26 protein-coding genes and 1 tRNA gene are annotated in these 23,391 nt (G+C 63.6%); 12 read left to right on the forward strand and 15 right to left on the reverse strand.

All coding sequences use genetic code 11. The annotated features are described in order from the left end of the window. Positions 1 to 259 precede the first annotated feature (259 nt). Positions 260 to 1,435, forward strand: a complete 1,176-nt coding sequence (locus HUN39_RS14085; protein WP_175095128.1) for an amidase — start codon at positions 260 to 262, stop codon at positions 1,433 to 1,435. A gap of 150 nt (positions 1,436 to 1,585) precedes the next feature. On the opposite strand, the gene HUN39_RS14090 is transcribed toward HUN39_RS14085, so the two are convergent. The 5 genes from HUN39_RS14090 to HUN39_RS14110 all read right to left on the reverse strand — a co-directional run bounded on the left by HUN39_RS14090 (position 1,586) and on the right by HUN39_RS14110 (position 5,843). After that, positions 1,586 to 2,035 (reverse strand): arsenate-mycothiol transferase ArsC, encoded by a 450-nt coding sequence (locus tag HUN39_RS14090; protein WP_332310764.1) that lies wholly within the window; start codon positions 2,033 to 2,035, stop codon positions 1,586 to 1,588. A 6-nt stretch (positions 2,036 to 2,041) separates the two neighbouring features. Beyond that, positions 2,042 to 3,469: a GNAT family N-acetyltransferase gene (locus tag HUN39_RS14095; RefSeq protein ID WP_175095129.1), complete on the reverse strand. Its 1,428-nt coding sequence runs from the start codon at positions 3,467 to 3,469 to the stop codon at positions 2,042 to 2,044. A 73-nt stretch (positions 3,470 to 3,542) separates the two neighbouring features. Beyond that, positions 3,543 to 4,022, reverse strand: a complete 480-nt coding sequence (locus HUN39_RS14100; protein WP_018408731.1) for a UPF0262 family protein — start codon at positions 4,020 to 4,022, stop codon at positions 3,543 to 3,545. A gap of 2 nt (positions 4,023 to 4,024) precedes the next feature. Further along, the gene (gene hisD, locus HUN39_RS14105; protein ID WP_175095130.1) at positions 4,025 to 5,326 is read right to left on the reverse strand and encodes a histidinol dehydrogenase; all 1,302 of its coding nucleotides are present in this window, start codon (positions 5,324 to 5,326) and stop codon (positions 4,025 to 4,027) included. A gap of 28 nt (positions 5,327 to 5,354) precedes the next feature. Beyond that, positions 5,355 to 5,843, reverse strand: a complete 489-nt coding sequence (locus HUN39_RS14110) for a DUF2948 family protein (RefSeq protein ID WP_014892939.1) — start codon at positions 5,841 to 5,843, stop codon at positions 5,355 to 5,357. Positions 5,844 to 6,264: 421 nt separating this feature from the next. Here HUN39_RS14110 and dusA point away from each other — a divergent pair, with 421 nt between their 5' ends. Continuing rightward, positions 6,265 to 7,287 carry a tRNA dihydrouridine(20/20a) synthase DusA gene (gene dusA, locus HUN39_RS14115; RefSeq protein WP_175095131.1) on the forward strand — a complete coding sequence of 341 codons (1,023 nt, stop codon included), beginning with the start codon at positions 6,265 to 6,267 and terminating at the stop codon, positions 7,285 to 7,287. 2 nt (positions 7,288 to 7,289) lie between these two features. Here the strand turns inward: dusA and cobS are convergent, their stop codons facing one another. Further along, entirely contained in the window at positions 7,290 to 8,066 is a 777-nt protein-coding gene (gene cobS / locus HUN39_RS14120) for an adenosylcobinamide-GDP ribazoletransferase (protein WP_332310765.1), read from the reverse strand. Between the two features lie 49 nt (positions 8,067 to 8,115). After that, a complete protein-coding gene (locus tag HUN39_RS14125) occupies positions 8,116 to 9,615 on the reverse strand; it encodes a phosphomannomutase/phosphoglucomutase (RefSeq protein ID WP_175095132.1) in 1,500 nt (499 codons plus the stop codon). A 173-nt stretch (positions 9,616 to 9,788) separates the two neighbouring features. Between HUN39_RS14125 and HUN39_RS14130 the strand changes: the two genes are divergently transcribed. Continuing rightward, entirely contained in the window at positions 9,789 to 12,539 is a 2,751-nt protein-coding gene (locus HUN39_RS14130; RefSeq protein WP_175095133.1) for a DUF2235 domain-containing protein, read from the forward strand. A 28-nt stretch (positions 12,540 to 12,567) separates the two neighbouring features. Here HUN39_RS14130 and hrpB read toward each other — a convergent pair whose 3' ends face one another. Both hrpB and HUN39_RS14140 read right to left on the reverse strand, forming a co-directional pair. Continuing rightward, complete coding sequence (gene hrpB, locus HUN39_RS14135) at positions 12,568 to 15,150, reverse strand: ATP-dependent helicase HrpB (RefSeq protein ID WP_175095134.1); 2,583 nt, start codon at positions 15,148 to 15,150, stop codon at positions 12,568 to 12,570. A gap of 151 nt (positions 15,151 to 15,301) precedes the next feature. After that, entirely contained in the window at positions 15,302 to 16,288 is a 987-nt protein-coding gene (locus HUN39_RS14140) for a TIM44-like domain-containing protein (RefSeq protein ID WP_175095135.1), read from the reverse strand. A 338-nt stretch (positions 16,289 to 16,626) separates the two neighbouring features. Between HUN39_RS14140 and HUN39_RS14145 the strand changes: the two genes are divergently transcribed. Further along, positions 16,627 to 16,923: a type II toxin-antitoxin system Phd/YefM family antitoxin gene (locus tag HUN39_RS14145; protein ID WP_175095136.1), complete on the forward strand. Its 297-nt coding sequence runs from the start codon at positions 16,627 to 16,629 to the stop codon at positions 16,921 to 16,923. Next, on the forward strand, positions 16,920 to 17,342 hold the full coding sequence (locus tag HUN39_RS14150; protein WP_175095137.1) for a type II toxin-antitoxin system VapC family toxin: 423 nt from the start codon (positions 16,920 to 16,922) through the stop codon (positions 17,340 to 17,342). The genes HUN39_RS14145 and HUN39_RS14150 overlap by 4 nt, the downstream gene beginning before the upstream one ends. 38 nt (positions 17,343 to 17,380) lie before the next feature. On the opposite strand, the gene HUN39_RS14155 is transcribed toward HUN39_RS14150, so the two are convergent. Then, entirely contained in the window at positions 17,381 to 17,635 is a 255-nt protein-coding gene (locus HUN39_RS14155) for a BrnA antitoxin family protein (RefSeq protein WP_175095138.1), read from the reverse strand. Further along, positions 17,592 to 17,807, reverse strand: coding sequence for a BrnT family toxin (locus tag HUN39_RS14160; RefSeq protein WP_332310766.1), 216 nt, complete (start codon positions 17,805 to 17,807; stop codon positions 17,592 to 17,594). Before HUN39_RS14160 ends, HUN39_RS14155 begins: the two co-directional genes overlap by 44 nt. 273 nt (positions 17,808 to 18,080) lie before the next feature. Here HUN39_RS14160 and HUN39_RS14165 point away from each other — a divergent pair, with 273 nt between their 5' ends. The 3 genes from HUN39_RS14165 to HUN39_RS14175 all read left to right on the forward strand — a co-directional run bounded on the left by HUN39_RS14165 (position 18,081) and on the right by HUN39_RS14175 (position 19,558). Next, entirely contained in the window at positions 18,081 to 18,884 is an 804-nt protein-coding gene (locus HUN39_RS14165; protein WP_175095140.1) for a thymidylate synthase, read from the forward strand. Positions 18,885 to 18,890: 6 nt separating this feature from the next. Then, on the forward strand, positions 18,891 to 19,415 hold the full coding sequence (locus HUN39_RS14170; protein ID WP_175095141.1) for a dihydrofolate reductase: 525 nt from the start codon (positions 18,891 to 18,893) through the stop codon (positions 19,413 to 19,415). A 66-nt stretch (positions 19,416 to 19,481) separates the two neighbouring features. Beyond that, positions 19,482 to 19,558, forward strand: a tRNA-Pro gene (locus HUN39_RS14175). A 234-nt stretch (positions 19,559 to 19,792) separates the two neighbouring features. On the opposite strand, the gene HUN39_RS14180 is transcribed toward HUN39_RS14175, so the two are convergent. Both HUN39_RS14180 and HUN39_RS14185 read right to left on the reverse strand, forming a co-directional pair. After that, positions 19,793 to 20,299: a helix-turn-helix domain-containing protein gene (locus HUN39_RS14180; protein ID WP_175095142.1), complete on the reverse strand. Its 507-nt coding sequence runs from the start codon at positions 20,297 to 20,299 to the stop codon at positions 19,793 to 19,795. Positions 20,300 to 20,366: 67 nt separating this feature from the next. Then, complete coding sequence (locus HUN39_RS14185; RefSeq protein ID WP_175095143.1) at positions 20,367 to 20,612, reverse strand: hypothetical protein; 246 nt, start codon at positions 20,610 to 20,612, stop codon at positions 20,367 to 20,369. 91 nt (positions 20,613 to 20,703) lie between these two features. Here HUN39_RS14185 and HUN39_RS14190 point away from each other — a divergent pair, with 91 nt between their 5' ends. From HUN39_RS14190 to HUN39_RS14205, 4 genes are all read left to right on the forward strand, one after another. Continuing rightward, entirely contained in the window at positions 20,704 to 21,105 is a 402-nt protein-coding gene (locus tag HUN39_RS14190; RefSeq protein WP_175095144.1) for a hypothetical protein, read from the forward strand. Next, positions 21,102 to 21,467 carry a hypothetical protein gene (locus tag HUN39_RS14195; protein WP_175095145.1) on the forward strand — a complete coding sequence of 122 codons (366 nt, stop codon included), beginning with the start codon at positions 21,102 to 21,104 and terminating at the stop codon, positions 21,465 to 21,467. The genes HUN39_RS14190 and HUN39_RS14195 overlap by 4 nt, the downstream gene beginning before the upstream one ends. Further along, complete coding sequence (locus tag HUN39_RS14200) at positions 21,464 to 21,685, forward strand: hypothetical protein (RefSeq protein WP_175095146.1); 222 nt, start codon at positions 21,464 to 21,466, stop codon at positions 21,683 to 21,685. Before HUN39_RS14195 ends, HUN39_RS14200 begins: the two co-directional genes overlap by 4 nt. A gap of 493 nt (positions 21,686 to 22,178) precedes the next feature. Then, on the forward strand, positions 22,179 to 22,715 hold the full coding sequence (locus tag HUN39_RS14205) for a hypothetical protein (RefSeq protein ID WP_175095147.1): 537 nt from the start codon (positions 22,179 to 22,181) through the stop codon (positions 22,713 to 22,715). Positions 22,716 to 22,731: 16 nt separating this feature from the next. Here HUN39_RS14205 and HUN39_RS14210 read toward each other — a convergent pair whose 3' ends face one another. Both HUN39_RS14210 and HUN39_RS19300 read right to left on the reverse strand, forming a co-directional pair. Further along, complete coding sequence (locus HUN39_RS14210; RefSeq protein ID WP_175095148.1) at positions 22,732 to 22,950, reverse strand: hypothetical protein; 219 nt, start codon at positions 22,948 to 22,950, stop codon at positions 22,732 to 22,734. A gap of 201 nt (positions 22,951 to 23,151) precedes the next feature. After that, on the reverse strand, positions 23,152 to 23,298 hold the full coding sequence (locus HUN39_RS19300) for an SOS response-associated peptidase (RefSeq protein WP_232366100.1): 147 nt from the start codon (positions 23,296 to 23,298) through the stop codon (positions 23,152 to 23,154). Between the last annotated feature and the right edge of the window lie 93 nt (positions 23,299 to 23,391).

Genomic DNA, 23,391 nt, shown 5'->3' on the forward strand with positions numbered 1-23,391 from the left:
GGAAAAGGCCAAAGCCAGCGCAAAGCCAATCATGACGTTGCGTATGAAGCCCCCGCCGAACTCATCCATGTTGCGTCTCCAATGGTCGCGCGCCGCAGCGACAATCTGGCGTAACCCTGCGAATGGCGCAACTGCAGTCTCCCCGCGGCGTCCGCATTTTGTCTCGCCGCATTCTTCAGTATAGTCGCGCTCCTCAGGCGCTATTTTGATGCTCGCCGCGCCCGCCTATGCTGGACCCGCTGGAAGGAAGGATGCCGCGATGAAGGACGATCTCGGCGCGCTGTCCGTCGTTCTCAACCGGAGCACGGAAACGCCGGGACGCCTGTCCGGCGCGAGCTTCGTCGTCAAGGAGAACATCGACGTCGCGGGAAACGTCTCGATTAACGGCCATCCGAAATGGGCGGCGACCCACGCCCCTGCCGAGCGCGATGCGCCCGTCGTCGACCGATTGCTCGATGCGGGCGCACGGCTCGTCGGCAAGACGCAAATGGACGAGTTGGCCTATAGCCTGCTCGGCGCCAATCCGCATTACGGCACGCCGATCAATCCGGCCGCGCAAAATCGCCACCCCGGCGGCTCGTCTTCAGGCTCGGCGGTCGCTGTCGCCGCCGGCCTCGTCAATTTCGCCATCGGCACCGACACCGCCGGTTCCTGCCGTGCGCCGGCGGCGTTTTGCGGGGTTTTTGGCTTCCGCGCGTCGCATGGCGCAGTTGCGATGGATGGAATCATTCCGCTTGCGCCGTCCTTCGACGCCATCGGCTGGTTCGCCCGCGACATCGGCGTCATGGCCTCCGTCGGCGAGGCTTTGTTGCCGGAAACCGCGGAGAACGCCGAACTCAAAGAAGCCGTGCTGCTCACCGACGCCTTCTCGGGAGTCGGGATGGATTTCGCTTCGGCGGCGGCGGATCCCATCGACGCTCTGAAGGCGTCCGGGCCCTGGCGCGAAGCGACCCTCGGCGACGACTTCTTCAAGGCGGCGCTCGGACATTTCCGAAACATGCAGGCTTTCGAGGCCTGGGCCTCGCATGGCGCGTGGATTTCGGCGAACAGCCCCACTTTCGGCAAGGGCGTCGAGCAGCGTTTCGCCTATGCGGCGAAGGTCACGGCCGACCAAAAGAAAGCCGCTGAAAGTTTCCGCGAGGAGGCGCGCAAGAAAATCGACGCGCTCCTCGGTTCGCAAGGCTTCCTCGTGTCGCCGACGGCGCCGTTTCGCGCGCCGCTGCTCACCGAAAGCGAGGAAACGCTCGACGCCAAGCGCTATCAGATGATGCGCCTGTTTCTCATCGCGAGCTTCTTTGGCCTGCCGCAGATCAGCATTCCCCTTCCGACGAGCGATGCGCCGGTGGCGCTCTCTTTCATCGGCCGGCGCGGCTCGGACCACGCGCTGATCGGCCTTGCGCAGCGCTTCTGCGCGCAGATGAAGAAGTCTCTTTAAGTTTTTTCTATACGCAACCGGTTGTCATTCCCGGCAGGCCCAAGGCCTGACCGGGAATCCAGAGCAAAATCCTCTCCGCGTCGCAACGCTGGATTCCCGATCGCGCATCGCGCGTCGGGAATGACTTAGCGGAAGCCGCCAGGCACGTAATCATCCGCTCAGAGGCGGCCCGTGTCGGAGCAGATCCTTGATCCGCCCCGTCAGCCGCTCGCGCACGTCGCGATAGGCGTCGAGAATGGCCTCGCGCGAGCCCTGCGCGGCGGTCGCGTCGGGCGTCGGCCAGTAGACGACGTCGACGGCCATCGTGCGCGTAAACTCCAGCGCCTTGTGATGCGCCTCGGGGGACAGCGTCACGATCAGATCGAAATTCGAATCTTCGAGATCTTCGAACGTGTGCGGCTTATGTGTCGAAATGTCGACGCCGATCTCGTCCATCGCCGCTATGGCGAAAGGGTCAGGAGCCCCGCGCTTCAGACCCGCGGAAGCGAAATAGGTTTCGCGGCCGAAATAATACCGTGCGATCGCCTCCGCCATCGGCGATCGCACAGTGTTCAGCGTGCAGGCGAAAAGAACGGATTGGGGGCGCGCCACGTTGCTCACGCATTCTCATCGCTGGCTCTGCGCCGACTGACGGTCTCGTTCAATGAACGCCGCAAGCTCCTTCGTCTGCTCCGTGAACAGTTGCAGTTCATTGATGTCGAGCGGCTCGCTCACATGCTGCATCAGCAGCAGATCTCGGCCTTCGGAGAAGGCCGGCGCCAGCCCGCAATAGAAAAATCCCTGGCGGCGCGCGCTCTCAACCAGGAGCGGCAAGCCCGGGTCGTCGACATGCGCGGAAAGCTGCATGGCGCGCGCGCCGAGGCCGCTGACGTCGCTCACCGCTTGGCTCAATTCGATGCTGACGTTCGATCCGATCAGCTCGAAGCGAATCCTGCCATAGCCCCATGGGTTGACCATGACGCTCGTCATTGACCGAGTCTCTATTGGCGTTCCGCTCTCATGTAGAGAAACGCCGACGCCGAGACGGCTGTATGTCGCCGTCATGACGTCGCGATACGCCGGAGGCGCGACGATCTCGCATGCCCGCCCGGCTTCCAGGAAGCGGAACGTCAGCAGAAAACTCTGGCGCTGTCCGGCCGTCGGCACAGGCAAATCCTTCGAATGCGAGGTTTCGGGCGCCGCGCCGAGCAGGATCGCGCATGTCGGCATGCCGGCCCGCTCGTCGTTGCGCTGTGAAAATGTATGAGTCGTAACCGGCTCGGCGTAGATCCCGACGAGCCCGAGTTTCGTTGCTTCGTCAGTCAGCCGCTCGGTCATGCGCTCCAGGAGATGGCGTCCCCGGTAGGACGGAAGCACGACCGCTTCGCCGCGCTCGGCGATCGCCGCGCCTGGCTCGCGCTCGAGCGCGACATGCCCAACGACCTCGCCGCGCGCATCGCGTGTCACGACCGGAATGAGCTCTCCGCTTTCGACCTTCCGCCAATAGCGGTGCGGGGAAAAGACTTCCCGGTGAACGTAATTGTGTCCGTAGACCGCCAGGAAGCAGCGCGCGATCGCCGCCGAGTCGCTCTGCCGAGGCACGTCGATCTGCACCGTTTCGGTCGTCTCTGCGGCCTCGGCGACTGGCTCTGCGTTGTGTTCCGCCGCTTCGCGAGAGGGGTCGAAACCGCGATGGATCGTGATCTCCCATCCGTCGACGCCGCGTTCCCGGTAAGATAATCCCGCATCTCGCCGCACCTGCGCGCTGAGCGAACCAACGACGGCGGAAAACCGGGAATGGCCGTTGAGCAGAATCCGCGCGCGCACCTCGCCTTTGGACGAGGACAGAAGAATCGCCGCGCGCTCCGCGGTCGTGCGCGACCCACAAAGAATCTGCCATGTTTGCGCGGCGTCGGCGGCGATCAGGCTCGCGGTCATCGGCGGGACTCCTTCGACCAGCGACGCTTCGCGAACGAAAGCGCGGAGCAACTCGCCCCCTTCCGCTTCCATCGACAGCCGCAGCTCGGCGAAATGATCCGAATTACTTTTGCCCATGCCGATTATTCCATGACGACCGTGTGACAGCGCCGAGCGCTGCGCTCTCATCATTGGCGACCGAGCGCGGCGCTCAGCCTTTCCAGTGCAGCGCCGTGATCAGCGTGAAGATGCGGCGCGCCGTATCCTGATCCGTGTCGATCTTGCCTTTCAAGCGTTCGAGGAGAAGCTGCGCGCCTTCGTTATGGAGGCCGCGACGCCCCATGTCGATCGCCTCGATCCTGCTTGGGGTCGCATGGCGGATCGCCGCGTAATAGCTTTCGCAGATCATGAAATAATCTTTGAGAATGCGTCTGAACGGCGTCAGCGAGAGAATGTGCGTCACGAGGCAGACGCCCTCCGCGTCGCAAATCTTAAAAACCAGTTTGGCGTCGACGAGTGAGATCAGCAGCTCATAAGGCCCGCCATGATGGCCAATCAGCGCGAAGCTGTTTTCCTCGATGAGATCGTAGATCGCGATGGCGCGCTCATGCTCCTGATCCGCCGAGCCGCGGCCGATCGAGTTTTCGTCGAGCGTGACGGAGATCAGCCGCTTCGACTCGTTTGACTCCACCCTCACGCCTCGAGCTGATTGAGGCGGATCGACACCGAACGCGCATGGGCCTGCAAGCCTTCGGCGTCGCCGAGTGTCACCGCGGCGGCGCCGATGGCGCGCAGCGAGTCCGCGTCGCATTTCAGAATCGACGTGCGCTTGACGAAGTCGAGCACGCTCAGACCCGACGAGAAGCGCGCCGAGCGCGCCGTCGGCAGCACATGGTTCGAGCCGCCGACATAATCGCCGACGGCTTCCGGCGTATAGGCGCCGATGAAGATGGCGCCAGCGTTGGAAACGCGCGCGGCGAGGTCCTCGGCGTCTTCACTGATAATCTCGAGATGTTCGGCGGCGATGCGGTCGGCGAGCGGAAGCGCGTCGGCGAGCGTCTTCACGAGGATCGTCGCGCCATAGTCGCGCCAGGAGGCGCCGGCGATCTCCTTGCGCGACAGCGTCGAGAGATGCCTTTCGACGGCGGCGACGACCGCGTCGGCCAGCGAGGCGTCATCGGTGATGAGAATCGACTGCGCGGATTCGTCGTGCTCGGCCTGCGCAAGCAAGTCCGCCGCGATCCAGTCAGGATTGGCGGTCGCGTCGGCGAGGATCAGCACTTCAGAAGGGCCGGCGATCATGTCGATGCCGACCTGACCAAAGACGCGGCGCTTTGCCGCCGCCACCCAGGCGTTGCCCGGCCCGACGATCTTGACGACGGGCGCAATCGTCTTCGTGCCATAGGCCAGCGCCGCCACAGCCTGCGCGCCGCCGACGCGGTAGATCTCGTCGATGCCGGAACGCTTGGCGGCGGCGAGCACCAGCGGCTCCACATGGCCGCCGGGCGTCGGAACGACCATGACGATACGCTTCACGCCGGCGACCTTCGCCGGCACGACATTCATCAGCACGGAAGACGGATAGGCGGCGGTGCCGCCGGGCACGTAGAGGCCCACCGAGTCGAGCGGGGTCCAGCGCCAGCCGAGTTCGACGCCGGCGGCGTCCCGAAAGCGCAGATTTTGGGGCTTCTGCCGCTCGTGGAAGACGGTAATGCGCTCGAGCGCGAGATCGAGGGCGGCGAGCTGCTCTGCGGAACATTTGGCTTCCGCCGCCGCGACCTCCTCGCGGGAGACGGCGATGCCGGTCGCCTCAAGGTCGATGCGATCGAAGCGCTTGGAATAGTCGACAAGCGCCGCGTCGCCGCGGGCGACGACGTCCTCGATGATGCCGCGGACTGTATCGTCGACATCCTGCGACGCCTCACGCTTCATGGCGAGCAGCGACGCAAAACGCTGTTCGAAATCGGGCGCCGCGGCGTCCAAACGCAGGGTCATGATCCTCTCCAGCCGGGAAGTCCGGCTGTCATGGCCCTCGGGGAGCGTGCTCGTCAAGTTCGCCGCTGAAATCATGGTTCGGCCGGGCGGCGACCTTCCAGCGCGGACCCACGTCGCAAAGTTGCGCCTCGACGCATTCGACGTCGAGCGCGATCGACGCGCCCCCGGCGAAAAAGAGCCGGATGACTCCTGACGGGGGTTCAGGGTCGGGCTCGAAGGTGACCGCCAGGAGTTCGAGGATCGCGTCGGGCTGGTCGCGGCAGATACGCTGGCAGCGCACGCGCTGCACGCCCTCGAAATGCAGGCCGCAGCGGCAGCGCTCCAGCCGGCCGTCAAGTTCTGCGGCCCAGTCGAAACGCGACCCAACCAGGGCGAACCGGCGCTTGTCGGCAAGAAAGGCGATGTCGCCGACGCGCACCAAGGCGTCCTGCAGATGCGCCGAGAGCAGCGAAAGATCTTCGCTGTCGAGCGCGTGCAGGCGCAAGGCGAGCTCACAAGGCCGATTGGGTGGTTCCATGTCCTCTCCTCCTTCGCCCGATATGGCGAAGGAGGGGAAGGCCCGCAACCCTATGGGCGACGCCAAGCTAAGTTAATGGGATTTTCTCGTGTCCACGCTCCTCTTGGCAACGTCATCCACCGCGACCCTCGCCCTCAAAGGGAGGGTGAAATGCGCTGACACGCGATCGAGTTCGCGTAGTTCCACTATAAGCCCACCCCCTAAGGGGGTCGAACGCGAAGCGTTTCGGGGGTGGGGTGACCACCCTTGCGCGAATTGCGCAGATAGATGCGTCGAACAAAGCGATTGGACGGCGCGGCTTGGGTCTCGGCCGACCCCGCTCTGTGTGCACTGAGAAGTCGAAAAGTCGCGAAAACTGTCGTATCGAGGCGTAGAAGGGCGTGCATACGACGCGACCTCTGCCGTTGAGAATAAGCTGGTAATGCTTACCAAACACGACATTAGATTCTCCGTCGCGCCGATGATGGATTGGACGGATCGGCACTGCCGATACTTCCATCGTCTCTTGTCGCGCCGCGCGCGCCTGTACACGGAAATGCTTACGACGGGCGCGGTGATCCATGGCGATCGGGCGCGGCTGATGGCGTTCGATCCGTTTGAGCAGCCCGTCGCCATGCAGCTCGGCGGCGCCGAGCCGGCTGCGCTGGCGAAGTCGGCGGTTCTCGTCGAAAAATTCGGCTATGCTGAGGTCAATCTCAACGTCGGTTGCCCGTCGGATCGCGTGCAGAACGGCGCGTTCGGCGCCTGTCTCATGCGCGAGCCTGCGCGCGTCCGCGACTGCGTCAAGGCGATGAAGGACGCCGTCTCAATTCCTGTTACGGTGAAATGCCGCATCGGCGTCGACGATCAGGAGGAACAGGCGCTGTTCGCGCTTGCGGAAGCCTGCGTTGAAAGCGGCGCCGACGCATTGTTCGTACATGCGCGAAAGGCCTGGCTCAAGGGCCTCTCGCCAAAGGAAAACAGAGACGTCCCGCCGCTGGACTATCCGCTGGTGCACCGTCTCAAGCGCGCCCTGCCCGACGTTCCCATCGCCATCAATGGCGGCCTGACGCGGATCGCGGAGATGCAGGAACAACTGCAATTCGTCGATGGCGTGATGATCGGGCGCGCGGCCTATCACGATCCTGCGTTGCTTCTTGAGGTCGACCCAGAATTGTTTGGACAGCCGGCGCCGGCGGCAGACCTCTTCGAGGCCGTCGACGCCTTTCTTCCCTATGTCGAGCGACAGTTGGCGAGAGGCGAACGGCTTGCCGCCATGACGCGCCATCTTCTCGGGCTTTTTGTTGGAATGCCGGGCGCGCGGTCGTTCCGTCGACGGCTGGCGCTCGAGGCCGTTGAACCTGGCGCCGGAGTCGAAACGCTGCTCGAGGCCGTCGGCGAAGTGCGCGCCGCTCGGACGCGCTTTGCCGAAGCGGCGAATTTGGAAGACGCCGAAACCGCCTGACCTTAATTGGCCGATAGCGCCGCCAGAATGGCGATCTCGGCGAGCTGCTGCGCGGCGCCGAGCACGTCGCCCGTGTAGCCGCCGATCTGTTTTTTGGCGAGATTGGCGATGAGAGCGGCGACGGCGAAGGCGGCGACGATCGCAACCGCGATCTGGCTGACGCCGGCGCCGGCAAGCCAGGGCGCAAGGCCAATGCCGGCGGCGGCGAACCAGGCGCGCGCCCAGACCTCGCGCGAGGGCGCAGCGACGGTCGCGCCCAGACCATCAGCGCGCGCTGGCGGAAGCCACATCATCGGCGCCAGTCCGGCGACGCGCGATAAGGCGCCGGCGAAGACGAGCGCGAGCGCCGCGAGCGCGACGCTTCGCTCAAAGAGTAACGCGAGCGCCGCAACGCGCAGCAGAATCGAGAAACACAGCGCCAGCGCGCCATAGGTCCCAACGCGGCTGTCACGCATAATGGCGAGCTTCGACTCTCGCGTCGCGCCGCCGCCGAATCCGTCCGCAACATCCGCGAGTCCGTCCTCATGCAGCGCGCCTGTGGCGAGCACGAGGACCGCGACAGCGACGAGCGCGCAGACGAGCGCAGAAAAATGGCAGATGCGCCCGACGAGCAAAGCAGCGGCGCCTGTGGCGCCGATCATGGCGCCGGCGATCGGCAGCGCCGGCGCCATGCGCGCGAAATCAAGCCGCGCCTGCGCGTCGTCGCCGATCGGAAGACGCGAATAGAACCGCAAAAAGGTCAGGACGTCGGCGAGGAGTCCGCGCGACATCGGTTCCATATTCGCCGCCTCGTCCAATTTGTCGAGAAACCGATCGCCTCCAACAGCTCTATATCGTCTGGTTGTAGGCGCCGACCTCGGGATTTTCGCGCAGCACGGCGTCGATCGCCGTAAACATTTCCTTCATGCGCGCTTGCGACACCGGGCTCTCGACGACGACGACGAGTTCCGGCTTGTTGGACGACGCGCGCACGAGTCCCCAGGTGCCGTCGGCGACCGTTACGCGCACGCCATTGATAGTGACGACGTCGCGGATCGGCTGCCCGATGATCTGGTCGCCCTGCGCCCGCATCGCCTCGATGCGCGCCGTCACCTTGTCGATGACGCCATATTTCTTTTCGTCGTCGCAATGCGGCGACATCGTCGGCGAGCCCCAGGTCTTCGGCAGTTCGGCATAGAGCTCGGCCATCGACTTCGTCGGATTGCGATCGAGCATTTCGAGGACGTGCACGGCGGTGAGCAGCCCGTCGTCATAGCCGCGTCCGATCGGCTCGTTGAAAAAGAAGTGCCCCGACTTTTCGAAGCCGGCGAGCGCCTTGCGATCGCTGACGCGGCGCTTGATATAGGAATGCCCGGTCTTCCAATATTCGGTGACGACGCCGCGCGCGACGAGCTCGGGGTCGGTCGCGAAAAGCCCGGTCGACTTCACGTCGACCACGAATGACGCGTTCGGATGGACCTTGGAGAGATCGCGCGCGAGCATGACGCCGATCTTGTCGGCGAAGATCTCCTCGCCATGATTGTCGACGACGCCGCAGCGATCGCCGTCGCCGTCAAAGCCGAGCCCGACGCAGGCGCCGGTCTCGCGCACCTTGTCGGCGATGGCGTGCAGCATGTGCAAATCTTCGGGATTGGGGTTGTAGCGCGGGAAAGTGTAGTCGGGCGCGACATCGAGCGGGATCACGTCACAGCCGAGGCGCTCCAGCATCCGCGGCGCGAAGGCGCCGGCGGTGCCATTTCCGCAGGCGGCGACGACCTTCATCTTGCGGGCGAACGGCGGCCGGCGGGTGAGATCGTCGATATAACGCGCGCCGAAATTCTCGATGTAGCGGTAGGAGCCGCCTTCCGCCTCGTGAAATTCGCCGGCGAGAACGATTTCCTTCAGACGGCCCATCTCCTCGGGCCCGAAGGTCACGGGGCGCCGCGCGCCCATTTTCACGCCCGTCCAGCCATTGTCGTTATGCGAGGCCGTCACCATGGCGACCGCCGCGACATCGAGATCGAACTGGGCGAAATAGGCCATCGGCGACAAAGCGAGGCCGATGTCGCGCACGCGCACGCCGGCGGCCATGAGGCCGCTCACCAGCGCCAGTTTGATCGATGAAGAATAGCTGCGATAATCGTGGCCGACGACGATTTCGGGCGCGACGCCCAGTTCGCGCAGCAGCGCGCCAAGGCCCATGCCGAGCGCCTGCACGCCCATCAAATTGAGGTCGGCGCCAAACAGCCAGCGCGCGTCATATTCGCGAAAGCCGGTCGACTTGATGAGCGGCGCCTCTTCATATTCGAATGTATTGGGGCGCAAATTCGGGACGGGCTTGGGAAACATCAATGGTCCTTCGCTTGGCGAGCGTCGCCTTGGCGGGTTTGACTTAAGCGAAAATCCGCGCCGCGCCAAATTTGGGTCCGAAGGCGGTCAATTTCGGCTTGCCGGACGCCGAAGGCGCTCGTAGGGTTTTCCATTGCTGGGACGAATTGCTTTTATCTTTTCGAGGTTTCGAAATGGTCAAGAAAATTGTTATTTTGGCGGATGGCACCGGAAACGGAAGACTGGTGCAAGTCTCAAACATCAATCGGCTTTCCCAGGCGCTCTGCCTCTCAAACAAAGATCAGGTCGTTTATTACATTCCCGGCGTCGGCACCGAGGGGTTCAAGCCGCTCGCGATGCTCGATGGCGCGACCGGCTTCGGCGTGCCGTCGAACGTGCGCAAGCTTTATCGCTTCCTGTCCTGGAATTGGGAGCCTGACGCAGCAATCTACATGTTCGGCTTCAGCCGCGGCGCGTTCACCGTTCGAATGTTGATCGATCTGATCCGCACGCAAGGCCTGCTGCCGACGGAATTCAATCGGAAGCGGGTAACGCATCAGGAGATGGTCCGAAATTCGGAGGACGCCTGGCGGGCCTTTTGCGAGCAGGATAAGGAACGGAAAAAGAATATCTGGGTGTTTCTGCGTTTGCCCAAGCTGCGAGACGCCATCGTCGGCGTCTGGAAACAGCTTCGAGGGCAGCCGAGCTATGCTGACGTGAAAAAGGCGGCGTCGGACCGCGCGCCTGAGAAGCTCTCGATCGACTTTGTGGGACTGTTCGACACCGTGGAAGCCTATGGCGTCCCGATTGAAGAAATGCGCGATGTCATCCATCGCTTCGTCTTCCCCATCAAGTTCGGCGGCGATCATACGATGTGGGAAAAAGTAAATCGGGTTCGTCAGGCGTTGAGCCTTGATGACGAACGCCGAACCTTTCATCCAATCCGCGTATCGCTTCTTGAGGATGATCTGAAGGAACCTGAGGACGATTTAGAAAAGCCGAAGCCCAAACGCATTGAGGAGGTTTGGTTCGCTGGCGTTCATTCCGACGTCGGCGGCGGTTATCCGGACGACATGACGGCGCATTGCCCGCTGGTGTGGATGATTCGAGAAGTTGAGAACGCTGAGGCCGACAGAGCGCTCAATTTCCATCCAACGGCGTTGGCCGGATTCAGAAGCATAGCGACGCCGTTCGGACCGCTGCACAACTCGCGCGCCGGCGCGGCGGTGTTATATCGCTACGATCCGCGGCAAGTAACGCTGACGGATCCAGACAAGCACCCCTACTGCCGGCCAACTGTCCACCATACGGTCGTTGAACGGCTCGTGGACGGCAGCGACGATTACGCGCCGCTGGCGCTTGGCGAAATCAGCGCCGACGTGGCCACGCGCGGACCCAAAGGGGCCGACGTGCTCATGCCGGACGGCTCCATCACGCGCGCCGAGAACGGCCCGGATTACACGCGCATTCGCAAGGCGGATCGCGCCTCGGAGCTGGAGAACCTGCAAAGCGACGACAGCGAACTCGACATCGCCCAGGTAGCGATGAAGAAACTCGACGCCCCCGACCGGAACGAGATGGAGATCGCCCGTGACTATGTGTGGCTGAACCGAATTGCTTATTATTTCTTCGTGGCCCTGTTCGTCACGGTGCTCGCCCTACCGGTGATTGCTCCGGCGATTGAGGACTTTAATAAAGGCGTTTGGAGCCAGATTTCGGGAATCGCGCTCCCGTTCCAGTGGCTTTTGCATGTGCTCGGCCCGATTGGCGAAGCTCTGTCGCGATTTATGTCCGGCACTGAAAATGTCCTGCGCGGCGTGGGCGATACGATCCTGTCCTTTACCCCTTCCTATCTCTACGCCCACGTCAAAGCCGCGCTGAATCACCCGTTTTTCAGCATCGCGCTGGTGATTGGCTATTTCTTTCTGCGCTACAAGAGCGACGCTTACGAGGACGCCACGCGCTATCATGCGCGCTTGGCGTGGAACATCCAGAACGACAAACTCAAGACGGACATTGAGCCCGAGCCGAGCGGATTATCGAAAAAAGTGCGCGCGGTGAGAAGCTCGCCTGCGGCAAGATCTGTCCTTGGCGTCGGCCGCGCGATCGCGCCTGCCGCTTATGCGATTGTCTTTGTGTTTGCGCCCCTGCTTCTCGCCGCCAATCGAATTGGCTTCAATTATCTCGCGGGATCTGGTCGCGTTTGCGTGGGTTCAGAGGCTCCCGAATGGGTGGCGAGCGCATCTGCGCGATTTGCCACGAATGATCCCTGCTGGGCGAGCCGCTGGACAGTTGAACGCGGCGGCGTCTATCGCCTGACGATCAGCATCGACCCGAAAAGCGATGATCCCTGGCTGGATCAGCTGATGCTCACCGATCCTTACGGCTTTGATGCGAAAGGCTGGATTCAGACCGCTGGCGTCGCTTTGCGTCGCTGGCCTTCAGCCGCTTGGTTCCATCCTATCGCCCGCATCGGAGCGCGCGGAGATTCAGAGTGGCCGCTCGTCCCGATCGACGGCGGCGGCGCTCTATCGCCGCGCGGCCGGCGATGCTCGATGCTCCCGCTGAGTTACAGCGAAACTGCCGAACATAAGTCTTTTTGCGCGAATCACCCCGCTGCGAAATCCTGTGTCGACGGCGGCCTGTCGCTGAGCATCGATCCGCTGCCCGCCGACGAATTGGATGCCGCCAAGGCGGCTTGGGCGCGTGACAGCTACTCTTACGACGGCAAGAGCTGCAATTCGGCTTTCCCGCGCAAAACCTTCGTGTCGGAATTCGTTGCGAGCGACACGGGAGAATTTTTCCTCTTCGTCAACGACGCTGTGCACGTGTCCTTAGACGGTCGCAAACAAATTTTTTACGACAACAACACCGGCACAGCGAAAGTAATGATTGAGCGATTGCCGCGCGACGCCGCGCGAGCCACGACCGCGAGCGCGCCATAAGGTTTCGCGCTTCGCTCGGCCGCGGCGCTCACGAGCCCCGCGGCTTAGCGCGCGTCGTCGGCTGCGCGGCCGCGGGATCGTCCGGCCAGAGATGGCGCGGGTAGCGCCCTCTCATCTCCTTCTTCACCTCACTCCATGAGCCCTTCCAAAAGCTCGGGAGATCGCGCGTCGTCTGTATCGGCCGATGCGCCGGCGAGAGCAGTTCGAGCGTTAAAGGCGCGCGTCCGCGCGCAAGAGTCGGGTGACTTGAGAGGCCGTAAAGCTCTTGCACGCGCACCGAGAGGATCGGTCCGTTCTCGGCCGCATAGTCGAGCGCATGGCGCGACCCGGCAGGCGTCTCGAAATGAGAGGGCGCTTCCGCGTCGAGCCTGCGCGACAACTCATAGGGGAGAAGCTGAGCCAGCGCCGCCTCGAGATCGTCGGCCGCAATGTCCGCAAGCGACGTGCGCCCCTCAATGAACGGCGCAAGCCAGTCCTCGGCGCGCGCCGCCAGAGCGGCGTCAGAGAGGTCCGGCCACTCGTCGCCCTCGGCGCGACGCAGAAAGGCGACGCGGTCGCGCCGCTGCTTTTGCGTCTTCGTCCACGGCAGCCGCGCCACGCCAAGGCCAGCGACGCCGCGCGCGAGCATCCCGGCGTTTTCTTCGGACGGCTCAACCGCCAGATTGCGCTCGGAGAGTCGTATCGCCCCCAGACGCCGGAAGGCGCGCCGCCGCAAGCTTGCGCTCGCCGCGTCGAAGACGGTTTCGTCGCGAGTCTCGATGCGATCGCCCGCGATCGCCTCAACCTCCTCGGCGGTGAGCGCACAAGCCGCGAGGATGCGCGCCTGCGCCGCCCGGCCGGTGAGTTCGGCGACCGCGAGAAATGGCGCACGCGACAGAGCATCTTCGACCGGCAACATCGCGGCGCGACCATTCGCCATCAGGAATTCGCCGCGCGCGCCCCGCGATTTGGCGATGCGATCGGGATAGGCAAGCGCAATCAGCGCGCCGTCTGATAGCTGCCCCCTCCCTGTCCCTCCCCCGCTTCGCGGGAGAGGGGACGCTAACGATCGGCGATTCGCGACAGGAAGCGCCGGGTCTGCTCCCTCTCCCGCGTAAGCGGGGGAGGGCTGGGGTGGGGGCGATCGATCAGCCGCCGCCATCGCCTGCCGCGCCCATTGCCCCGCGAGGCGCAGGGCGTCGCGCGTGCGCTTGGAGTTTTCGCTCCGCATGCGCTCGAGCCGATGCGAAAGGTCGGCGTCGACGCCGCCGATCCCGCGCTCGGAGAGCAGCATGGCGAGTTCGGCGGCGCGTCTGGCCTCGCCGTGACCCGCCGCCTGGACCACCATTCGCGCCAACCTGGGCGCGAGCGGCAACGCCCGTACGGCGCGGCCCATGTCGGTAAGCCGACCGTCGTCGTCGATCGCCCCGAGTTCGCGATCGAGCGCGACCGCCTCCTTCCAGGCGGGCGCCGGCGGCGGATCGAGCCATTTGAGTCGGCCCGGATCGCTCACCCCCCAGGCCGCGAGATCAAGCGCAAGCCCGGACAGATCGGCGTCGAGAATTTCGGGAGCGGCGAAGGCCGGGAGCGCCGCCGTCTGCGGCTCGTCCCACAGGCGATAGCAGACGCCGGGCTCGGTGCGGCCGGCGCGGCCGCGGCGCTGATCGACGCTGGCGCGCGAAGCGCGCACCGTCTCGAGCCGCGACAATCCGAGATCCGGTTCGAAGCGCTGCACGCGCGCCAGCCCGCTGTCGACGACGATACGCACGCCTTCGATCGTGAGCGAGGTTTCCGCGATCGACGTCGCGAGCACGATCTTGCGACGGCCGGGCCGCGCCGGCGCGATGGCCAGGTCCTGCTCGCCGCGATCGAGTGCGCCATAGAGCGGCACGACGTCGATGTCGTCCGGCAGGCGCGACTCGGCGAGACGCGAGGCGACGCGCGCGATCTCCCCCTGCCCCGGCAGAAACGCGAGAATCGAACCCCGCTCTTCGCGCAGCGCCAGCATGATCGCGCGCGTCATCGACTCTTCGATTCGCGCATTGGCGTCGCGGCCGAGATAGCGCGTCTCGACGCCAAATGCGCGCCCTTGGCTCTCGATCGTCTGGGCGCCCATCAGCGCGGCGACGCGCGCGCCGTCGAGCGTCGCCGACATGGCGATGAGCCGCAGATCCTCCCGCAGCCCTGCCTGGGCGTCGAGCGCCAGCGCGAGACCCAGATCGGCGTCGAGCGAGCGTTCGTGATATTCATCGAACAGAACGCCGGCCACGCCCTCGAGCGCCGCATCGTCGAGGATCATCCGCGCAAACACGCCTTCGGTGACGACCTCGATGCGCGTTCGCGCCGAGATTTTCGATTCGAGGCGCATCCGCAGACCGATCGTTTCGCCGACAGTCTCGCCGAGCGTCGCCGCCATGCGGCTCGCCGCCGCGCGGGCGGCGAGACGTCGCGGCTCCAACAGAATGAGCTTGCCGCCCTTCGCCCAGTCGGAGTCGAGCAGCGCGAGCGGCGCGCGCGTGGTTTTGCCTGCGCCGGGCGGGGCGACGACGACCAGGTTGCAGGACGCCTCAAGCGCCGCGCGGATCGCCGGCAGCACATCGTCGATCGGCAGCGCAGAAAGATCATGCAGCATCGGAGGCGCGCGCTTCAAAAATTCCAAATTCTATAGCGCGACGCACATTGCGAACGCCGGTCAAAGGGTCAAGACGCTGCGTCGCGCCGGACCGGCAATGAAAAAGCCCCTCCCTTGCGGGAGGGGCAAAAGATTGCAGCCAATGCCGAACTTACGCCGCCTGCTGGATCGCCGACACTTTCCACTCCTGCGGCCCGGCGCCCGCCGGTCGGCGGAAAGTCCAAGCCTCGGACGTCTCCGTCGGCCCGGGCGAACCGGGCGCGGGCTTACCGGTGGCGCGATCCTCGATCACGTCATTAAGCGCGAAGCGCATGGCGACGGTGGCGTATTCGTCGACGCCTTCACGCCATGCCTCGGACAGATCGCCCTGAAGCAATTTCACGTCCGAGACGCGGTTGATGACGCCCTTGCGGCGGTTTTCCTCCAGTTCGTCGTCGAAATAGGAGGCCATTTCAGGCGTCGACATGCCGCGCAGCGCGCCAAGATCCTCGCGGCTATAGGCGCCCTGCGCTTCGCCGAGCAGGCGTTCGAAGGCGTTGAAGTCCGCCGCCGCAATCTTGATCGGCGTCGCCATCGCCGCTTCCGGAGAAGCGCCGGAGCCGAAGCCAGCCGCGCCGAAAGGCGCGCGCGCGGTAAAGGGCGACGTGAAGCCCGGGCTCGGACGGTGACCTGCCCCAGCCATGGCGTTCGCATTGCGACGCGTCCACCAATTGAAAGCCATGCGGGCCAGGAAGACGATCAGCGCGATCTGCAACAGCAGGCCGATGATCGACATGAAGCCCATCATGCCGCCGAAGAGGCCATGGCCCGTCAATAGGCCGAAGAGGCCGGCGCCCAGCAGGCCGCCGGCGAGGCCGCCGAGCATGCCGCGACCGAAAGCGCCGCCAAAGGCGCCTTGCCGCGACATCGGCCCAGCCATCCCGGGCGCGGGACGCGGCGCCATGCTGCGTTCGAAGGGCGAGGCCTGGCCCGGCATCGTTCGGGTCGACGGCGGGGCCGACCAGCTGCGCGAGCCGCGGCTGCCAAAGCTGCCGCCGCCGCCCATCCGCGCCTCGGCCAGGGCCGGCGCAAGCGCGAGCAAAGCGGCGAGCGCGAGAGAAAACAGCGATCCGCGCCTCAGCGCGAAGAAACGCGACATGTGCATCCCCCATCTGTCGGGAAGCGACGCTCCCCCAACGAGGCCTTATATAAGGGCCGCGTGACGGGTCCGCAAAGGCTCGAGCGCGGGAATCGGCGCGCCGCCCTCTCCCAAAGGGAGAGGGTGGCGGCGCTGCCCGGGAGAGGGATTGCGCTTTTTATGGGCCAGATTCTCAGGACCGCCCTCTCCACAAAGAAGGGGTTGAGACTCCGCTGAACTGCGGACACTCGCCGCTTTCGCGAGCGTGCGTGCGCGCTTCTCAAGATACTCTCGCAGCGCGATTGCCAGCCTTCGCGGACCTGCTTGCATCCGAGCCGTCTTACGCTAAACTAGTCAGCATGACTAGATTTTCGAAATCGACTCAAAAGGAGCCGACTTCACCGAGGCGGTGGCTCCTTCAGGACGCCAAGGCGCGCTTCAGCGAACTGGTGCGGCGCGTCCGCAGCGAAGGGCCCCAGCATGTGACTGTTCACGGACGCGACGCCGTCGTCGTCGTTTCGGCGGAGGAATTTCGTCGGCTCGAGGGAGAGCGCACGGGGGACGCGTTGATCGCCGCGATGCAGGCGTCGCCCGCGCGCGACGTCGACATTGAGCCGAAACGGGAAGCGATGCCCGTGCGCGAGATCGAGTTGTGAGCGGATGGCTGCTCGACACCAATGTGCTCTCGGAACTGCGTCGTCCGAGGCCCAATGCAAAAGTTGTCGCATTCGTAGCATCGCAGCCGCTCGATCGGCTCTATGTCAGCGTGGTCACTTTTGCGGAAATCCGCTTTGGGATCGAGCTTGTTCCTGATCCCGCGCGTCGGGGGGAATTGCAGGACTGGCTCACGCTCAAAGTGCGGCCGCTGTTCACACAAAGGACGCTGCCGGTCAGCGAGGACGTCATGTTGAAGTGGCGCCTGCTCGTCGAAGAAGGGCGTAAGACGCGATATACTTTCTCCCAGCCTGATCTCATCATCGCCGCCACAGCGCTTCTCCACGGCTTGACGGTCGTGACCCGAGACACTGGCGATTTCGAAAAAGCGCGCGCGCCGGTCATCAATCCATGGGCGTGATGGTTGAGACTCGGCTGAACCGCCGGCGTGCCTCCCCTTCACGAGCGTGCGCGCTTCTCCAGATACTCGCGCAGCGCGGCGTTGATGCGCGATTGCCAGCCTTCGCCCGCCGCGCGAAAGGCTTCCACGATATCGGGATCGAGCCGGATCGTTGTCGAAACCTTGCGCGCGCGCGCGCGCGGGCGGCCGCGGCGGACCGGAGCGGCGGCGAATTTCTCGCGCCATTCGGGAGCCGACAGGTCCGGGGCGTCATCGGTGAAATCGGGGACCGTAGATGGCTTGTTCGCGGTCATTGGCTTTCCTCAGAGAGATGATGCGACGCGCGCCGCCGCGCCTCGTCCAAACCAGGACGACCATTCGGCCGTCGAGAAAACCGATCGAGATGAACCGGTCTTCGCCATAGTCGCGGCGCTCGTCCTCGACCGTCAGCGTCGCGCCGGCGAAGACTTCGCCCGCCCGCGCCATATCCAATCCTCTATGTTGGAGCGTGGCGAGGCGCTTGGCGGGATCGAACTCGATCGGCATTGATTTATTGTTACTACAATAAAGCCTTCGAGGCAATTATCGTCACAACAAAAATTACGCCTCTCGACACTTTCCGAAGGCCGCGGCGCATCACCCTCCCCTCGGAGGGGAGGGTCGCATGGCGCAGCCTTGCGGGATGGGGTGAAATAAGCCGTCCCCAGCTTTCGCGACGCCGAGCAAGACATTCCAAACCCGAAAGACTAAACCGGCGACATGCGTCAATATCTCGATCTTCTCAACAAAATCCTGCGCGAGGGCGTGCGCAAGGACGATCGCACCGGCGTCGGGACGCTGTCGCTATTTGGCCACCAGATGCGCTTCGACCTTTCGCAAGGCTTTCCGCTGGTCACGACCAAGCGCGTGCATCTGAAATCGGTGATTCACGAATTGCTGTGGTTCCTGCAGGGCGACACCAACGTCAAATATCTGCGCGACAATGGCGTCACCATCTGGGACGAATGGGCGAATGAAGACGGCGACCTCGGTCCGATCTACGGCATGCAATGGCGGCGCTGGCCCGACGGCGACAGGGATATCGACCAGCTCGCAAACGTCGTCGAGGAGATCAGGCGCAATCCTTTCTCCCGCCGGCTGATCGTTTCCGCGTGGAATCCCGCGCAGGTCGACGACATGGCGCTGCCGCCCTGCCATTGCCTGTTCCAGTTTCATGTCGCGGAAATTGACGGCGTGAAGCGCCTCTCCTGCCAGCTCTACCAGCGTTCGGCCGATGTTTTCCTCGGCGTGCCGTTCAATATCGCGAGCTATGCGCTGCTGACGCATATGGTCGCGCAGGTCACGGACTGCGTTCCGGGCGATTTCATCCACAGCTTCGGCGACGTGCATCTCTATCTCAATCACGTGGAGCAAGCGCGGCTTCAGCTCTCGCGCGAGCCAAAGCCCCTGCCCCGCCTGAAGCTCAATCCTTCGGTGCGCGCGCTGTTCGACTTCAAATATGAAGATTTGAACGTCGAGAACTATGATCCCTGGCCGGCGATCGCCGCGCCGATCGCGGTGTAGACGGCGATGGAGCCCAAAATCGTCGCCGTCGTCGCGCGCGGACGCAATGGCGTGATCGGCGTCGCCAACGGCCTTCCCTGGCGGCTCTCGAGCGACCTCAAGCGCTACAAGGCGCGCACCTGGGGCAAGCCGATGATCATGGGACGGCGCACCTTCGAATCGATCGGACGGCCGCTGCCGGGGCGCGAAAGCGTCGTACTGACGCGTGATCCCCATTTCAAGGCCGAGGGCGTCCATGTCGCGGCGAGTCCGGCGGAGGCCTTGGCGACGGCGCGCCGGCTGGCCGCGCTGCTTGGCGTCGACGAGATCATCATCGCAGGCGGCGAGGAAATCTATCGCGCCTTTCTCGATCTCACCGACGTGATTGAACTGACGGAGGTCGCGCTCGATATTGCCGGCGACGCGCATTTCCCGGCGCTCGACCCCAAAGACTGGCGCGAGATCGCGCGCGAAGCGCCGCCGCGCGGCCCGAAGGACGAAGTGGACTTCGCTTTTGTCACGCTTGAGCGGCGCCGTGGCCAAGGCGCCTGAAACCAGTTGCGGCGCAATGCGGCTGTCGATATAAAACGCCTCGAAAGCGGCTTCGGCCATTTCTGTCGGAGTGTAGCGCAGCCTGGTAGCGCACCTCGTTCGGGACGAGGGGGTCGGAGGTTCGAATCCTCTCACTCCGACCAAAGCCAGACTTAACTAATTGAATTTGCTGTGAAATTACTTTTGTATCGGGCTATAGTCCCCCTTCTCGTCCCCCACAATTCGGCGATTATCAGCGAATATTGGCGCAAGCTAGCGAATTGAAGCATCGTCGCTGAGGGGCGCTGCTATGAGAGCGCTCACTTGCAGCGCGCCTTCAGCCTCACGCCCGGACCCCCGCCATTCTCGGCGATCAATACGACGCCGGCGCGCGCTGACTAAGGTTCGCCCACATCCCGGACAGGGCGCTTTTCTGGGGGGTAATGACCGCCGGGATCATCAACCCACACAACTGTGATACCGGCGCGTTCGGCATATGCGAGCGCTTGGAGGAAAGCGTCGGTAGGAGTCAGGCGGTCAGGGAAGGCGGTAGGATCTGGGTTCTGGCCAAACACATTGACGTTGACGCAGGCGAACACAGCAGGATCAGCGGTCGCGTCTCGGCGGACGTGGACCTCAACCACGGGGCCATTCGGCAGGGCGCTGCGGTGTTCAACTATCCGCGTCATTTGCCTGCATCCTATTTCAGTGTCAGGTCCACCAACGAAAATGACCCCGGCAGCTTCGAGGGCGACTTGAATAGACGCCACTGCTCCAGCGGAAAGCTGTCGACGTTCGCCCTCAAAATCTTCAATCGTCGACACGCTCAAGCACGCCATTTCGGCCAGTTTTTCTTGTGTGATCTTTAGCAGGGCGCGAGCGCTGCGAGATTGTGTGGGGGTCATTGGTCGCCCGTCCTTCTTCAACCTTGACGTCCGTCCCTTGCCCCCGACGATCGTCTCGACGCTCGCCCTATTCGTCGTTTTCGCTGGTCACATCCTCGATTGGGATAAACGCGCCCGTATCGCGAGGCCTTTCCGTGAGCGCTTTCTCTAAAAGTCGCCGGATGGCTTCCGGGCGCGACGGGCGCGGCTCCGGCTGCGCGGCAATCCAGCCGTCGATGGCTTCGAGCGCGGCCCTTTCCAGGCGGACATTCACGGCCTCACTGTCGACTTGTGGTCGACCGCGTTTTGCTTTTTTAGCGCCAGATATTGACATGCTTAATTTATAGCGCCATAAAAAGCGGGTCGCAAGCGGTCTAGCTCCCCGCCGGCGACCCTAACCACAGCCAACTTCGCAGGAGTCCGCCATGGCTGATTCTCAAGATACCAGAACTGCGCCTTTTTCCCGCCGCGCCGTCATGGCCGGCCTCGCCGCTGCGCCCGTCGCCGGGCTTCCCGCTATTGCCGGCGGCGCCACGGAAGCTGATCCGATCTTTGCGGCTATTGAGAAATACCAACGCGCCTATGCCGCTTTCAATCAATCGGAGGAAGGGCCAGACCAGGATGCCGCCTGTAGCGTCTACTTCGATGCAGAGATCGACTTGCACTCAACTAAGCCGACGACGCCTGCAGGCGCGGCCAAATTCCTTCGGTTCATCGCCAACTTTCTGGACGAAGACGACGTCGTCAATGACAATTGGGTCGGCGACATGATTGGCGACTCGATCCGCACCGCCGTCGCGGTGATGGAGCAGGAGGCGCGGTCATGAGCAACATTACCAAGCTTGCGGACGTGCGCGACCGTCGGCGCGGCGAGGTCCCCCACCATGCAGAGGCGCTGTCCTTTATGAAGCGGCGAAAACCAAAGGGCACGGGCATAAGCTATTGGACCGTGAAGCCATCGGGAAGCTACTCCCGTGACTACGAAACCGGGCGCGCGCTTGGGCGCGAATATCTGGCATTCATTGGACGATATCCCACGAACGGCAGCGCCACTCTCCTAAATAGCATCGTGCGCGAGATGGCGGAGCGTGGCCGAGTCGGTGGGTTAGAATTCGGTTTCCTCAACTGCGTTAATGAATATGCCATGTTCGCCGCGTCGACTGTGGCCAGTGTGGAGGCGCGCCGATGACTGACCTGAGCAACGTCAAGGCGCGGCTTCACCGTCTGCCGCTGTCGACGCTCATTGCGATGACGTGGCGGTTCAAGCTCGCGCGGCTCTTTCTATGGCTCGCGCGCGTGACCGACACATACGACGGCGTGCTCATGCGGATTGTTCGGCGCATCGTCGAGAGCGCCGAGGCGGTCGCCAGCAAGTCGGACGAGTTGCGGAGAAGGCTGAGGCCGTGACTTACGACCGCGCCGCGATCATGAGGGACGCTCACAAGCGATTCCGAGATGGCAAGCGCCTCGGGCTCGGCTGGACGTTCGGGCAATGCCTGGCCACGGCGTGGGCGGCGGCGAAAGATCGGCGCAAGGCCACTGCCCGAGGATTTGCGGCGTAGGCTGTGAGGGATTAGGCTTTCCGCAACTCGCGCCGGCTTTGATCTCCTCTTTGCCGGCGCCAGGAACGCCCCGACCGTGGATGTAACGGCGGGGCGTTTTTGCTGCGGAGTATCCCATGCGCAAGGCCGACCGCCACTCCGCCGTTGACCGATCCCTTTCAGACGATCCTCCCATGCCGAGGTCACACCCTCCACGCTCTCCATCATGGCGCGCATGAAGCGCCAGTGGGAGGAGGAGGCCACCCGTAAGGTGCCAGCGACGGCCGAGCATATGCTTTGATTTGGTGGCCCATGGCGCGAGAGTGCAGACGCCGATAATCCAACAAGGCAACAACACAATGACGAATGGTCTTGGAACTGCGAGCCAGCAATTAAGCGACGCGGGGAGTTATTTCGAATACGTGCTCAAGCCGAATAAGGAGGCATTTTTCGGAGCTCCCAGCAACTTCGCATCCACTGTCAATCTCGCTTCGTCGCTGTTCCACTTTCACGAGTGGATGTACAAGTCATTCAAGAGCCGGCTCGAAGCCGAATTCAACACGATCTTTCCAACCGCGGGGACTTTTTGGGGAGTTGTCGAAGGAACTGATCCGAGGTTCGGATATATTCGTGATGTAGCAAACGCCTCCAAGCACGTGAAGATAGGAGAACACGGTCGTCCCAGGCCTTCAACTGGAGCCCATCATATGGCCAATACCCATATTGTCGTCCTTGGGTATGGGCAGGGCGGTTATGGGACGGGACCCTACGGCGGAGGACTCCAAGTGGTAGTCGAAGATAGCGGCAGGCTCGTAAGCTTCGATGATTGCGCGCAGGCGCTGTTTGACTATTGGGATCAGCTATTGCGCAAATTGGCCGGAGCGCAAACCCCATAGGCGGCGAGAGCTGCGTTCAACGCCCTGCATCGCCGGCGTCCGCCGTCAGCGCCCTTGCAATCGTCTGCGCGACTGCCTTGGCGTCGGCGCCGGATAGGCGATTGACGAGCCCGCGCCGGCTCGGATCTTCCTCGAAATACACATATGCGAGCGCGACGCCGTTCGCGTCCTCGACGACGAAGGACTCGGCAGCGTGGCGGATGCGCAATGGCAATGCGTAGGGCGTGGGCTTCATCCCTTCCAGCGCTCCAGGAACTCGTTTAGCCTGCGCTCATGGGCTGGCGCGGGCAGGATAACCGGGATCGTGACGAGGAACGCGAGTGGCGCAAGCTGCCGCTTCGCGAGCGCTAGGACCGGCCGAGCCTGGCGCTCTTCATGTGTCCTTCCTGGTCACCTTCGCCTATGCGCTCTGGCGCGGCGGGTAGACGGATGCGCGCTAAGCCGACTCTGGCCCTTCAACTCGCACAGGCTCGAGCAGCGTCGGATCCGCGTCGTCGACGCCCGAGCGGTTCACCCGAGGCGAGACAATCCACTCCTGCAGCGCATCCTCAGGCGGCGGACGCAACAGCGCCGTGGTCAACACCAGTCATCCATGCGCCGGCGTCGCGCGAATCGAAGAGGACTGGCTTGGCGATTATGTAGTTGACGTCAAATACACAATCGCCACTGGCATCCG

The organism is Methylocystis silviterrae, from assembly GCF_013350005.1.
Taxonomy (GTDB): Bacteria; Pseudomonadota; Alphaproteobacteria; order Rhizobiales; family Beijerinckiaceae; genus Methylocystis; species Methylocystis silviterrae.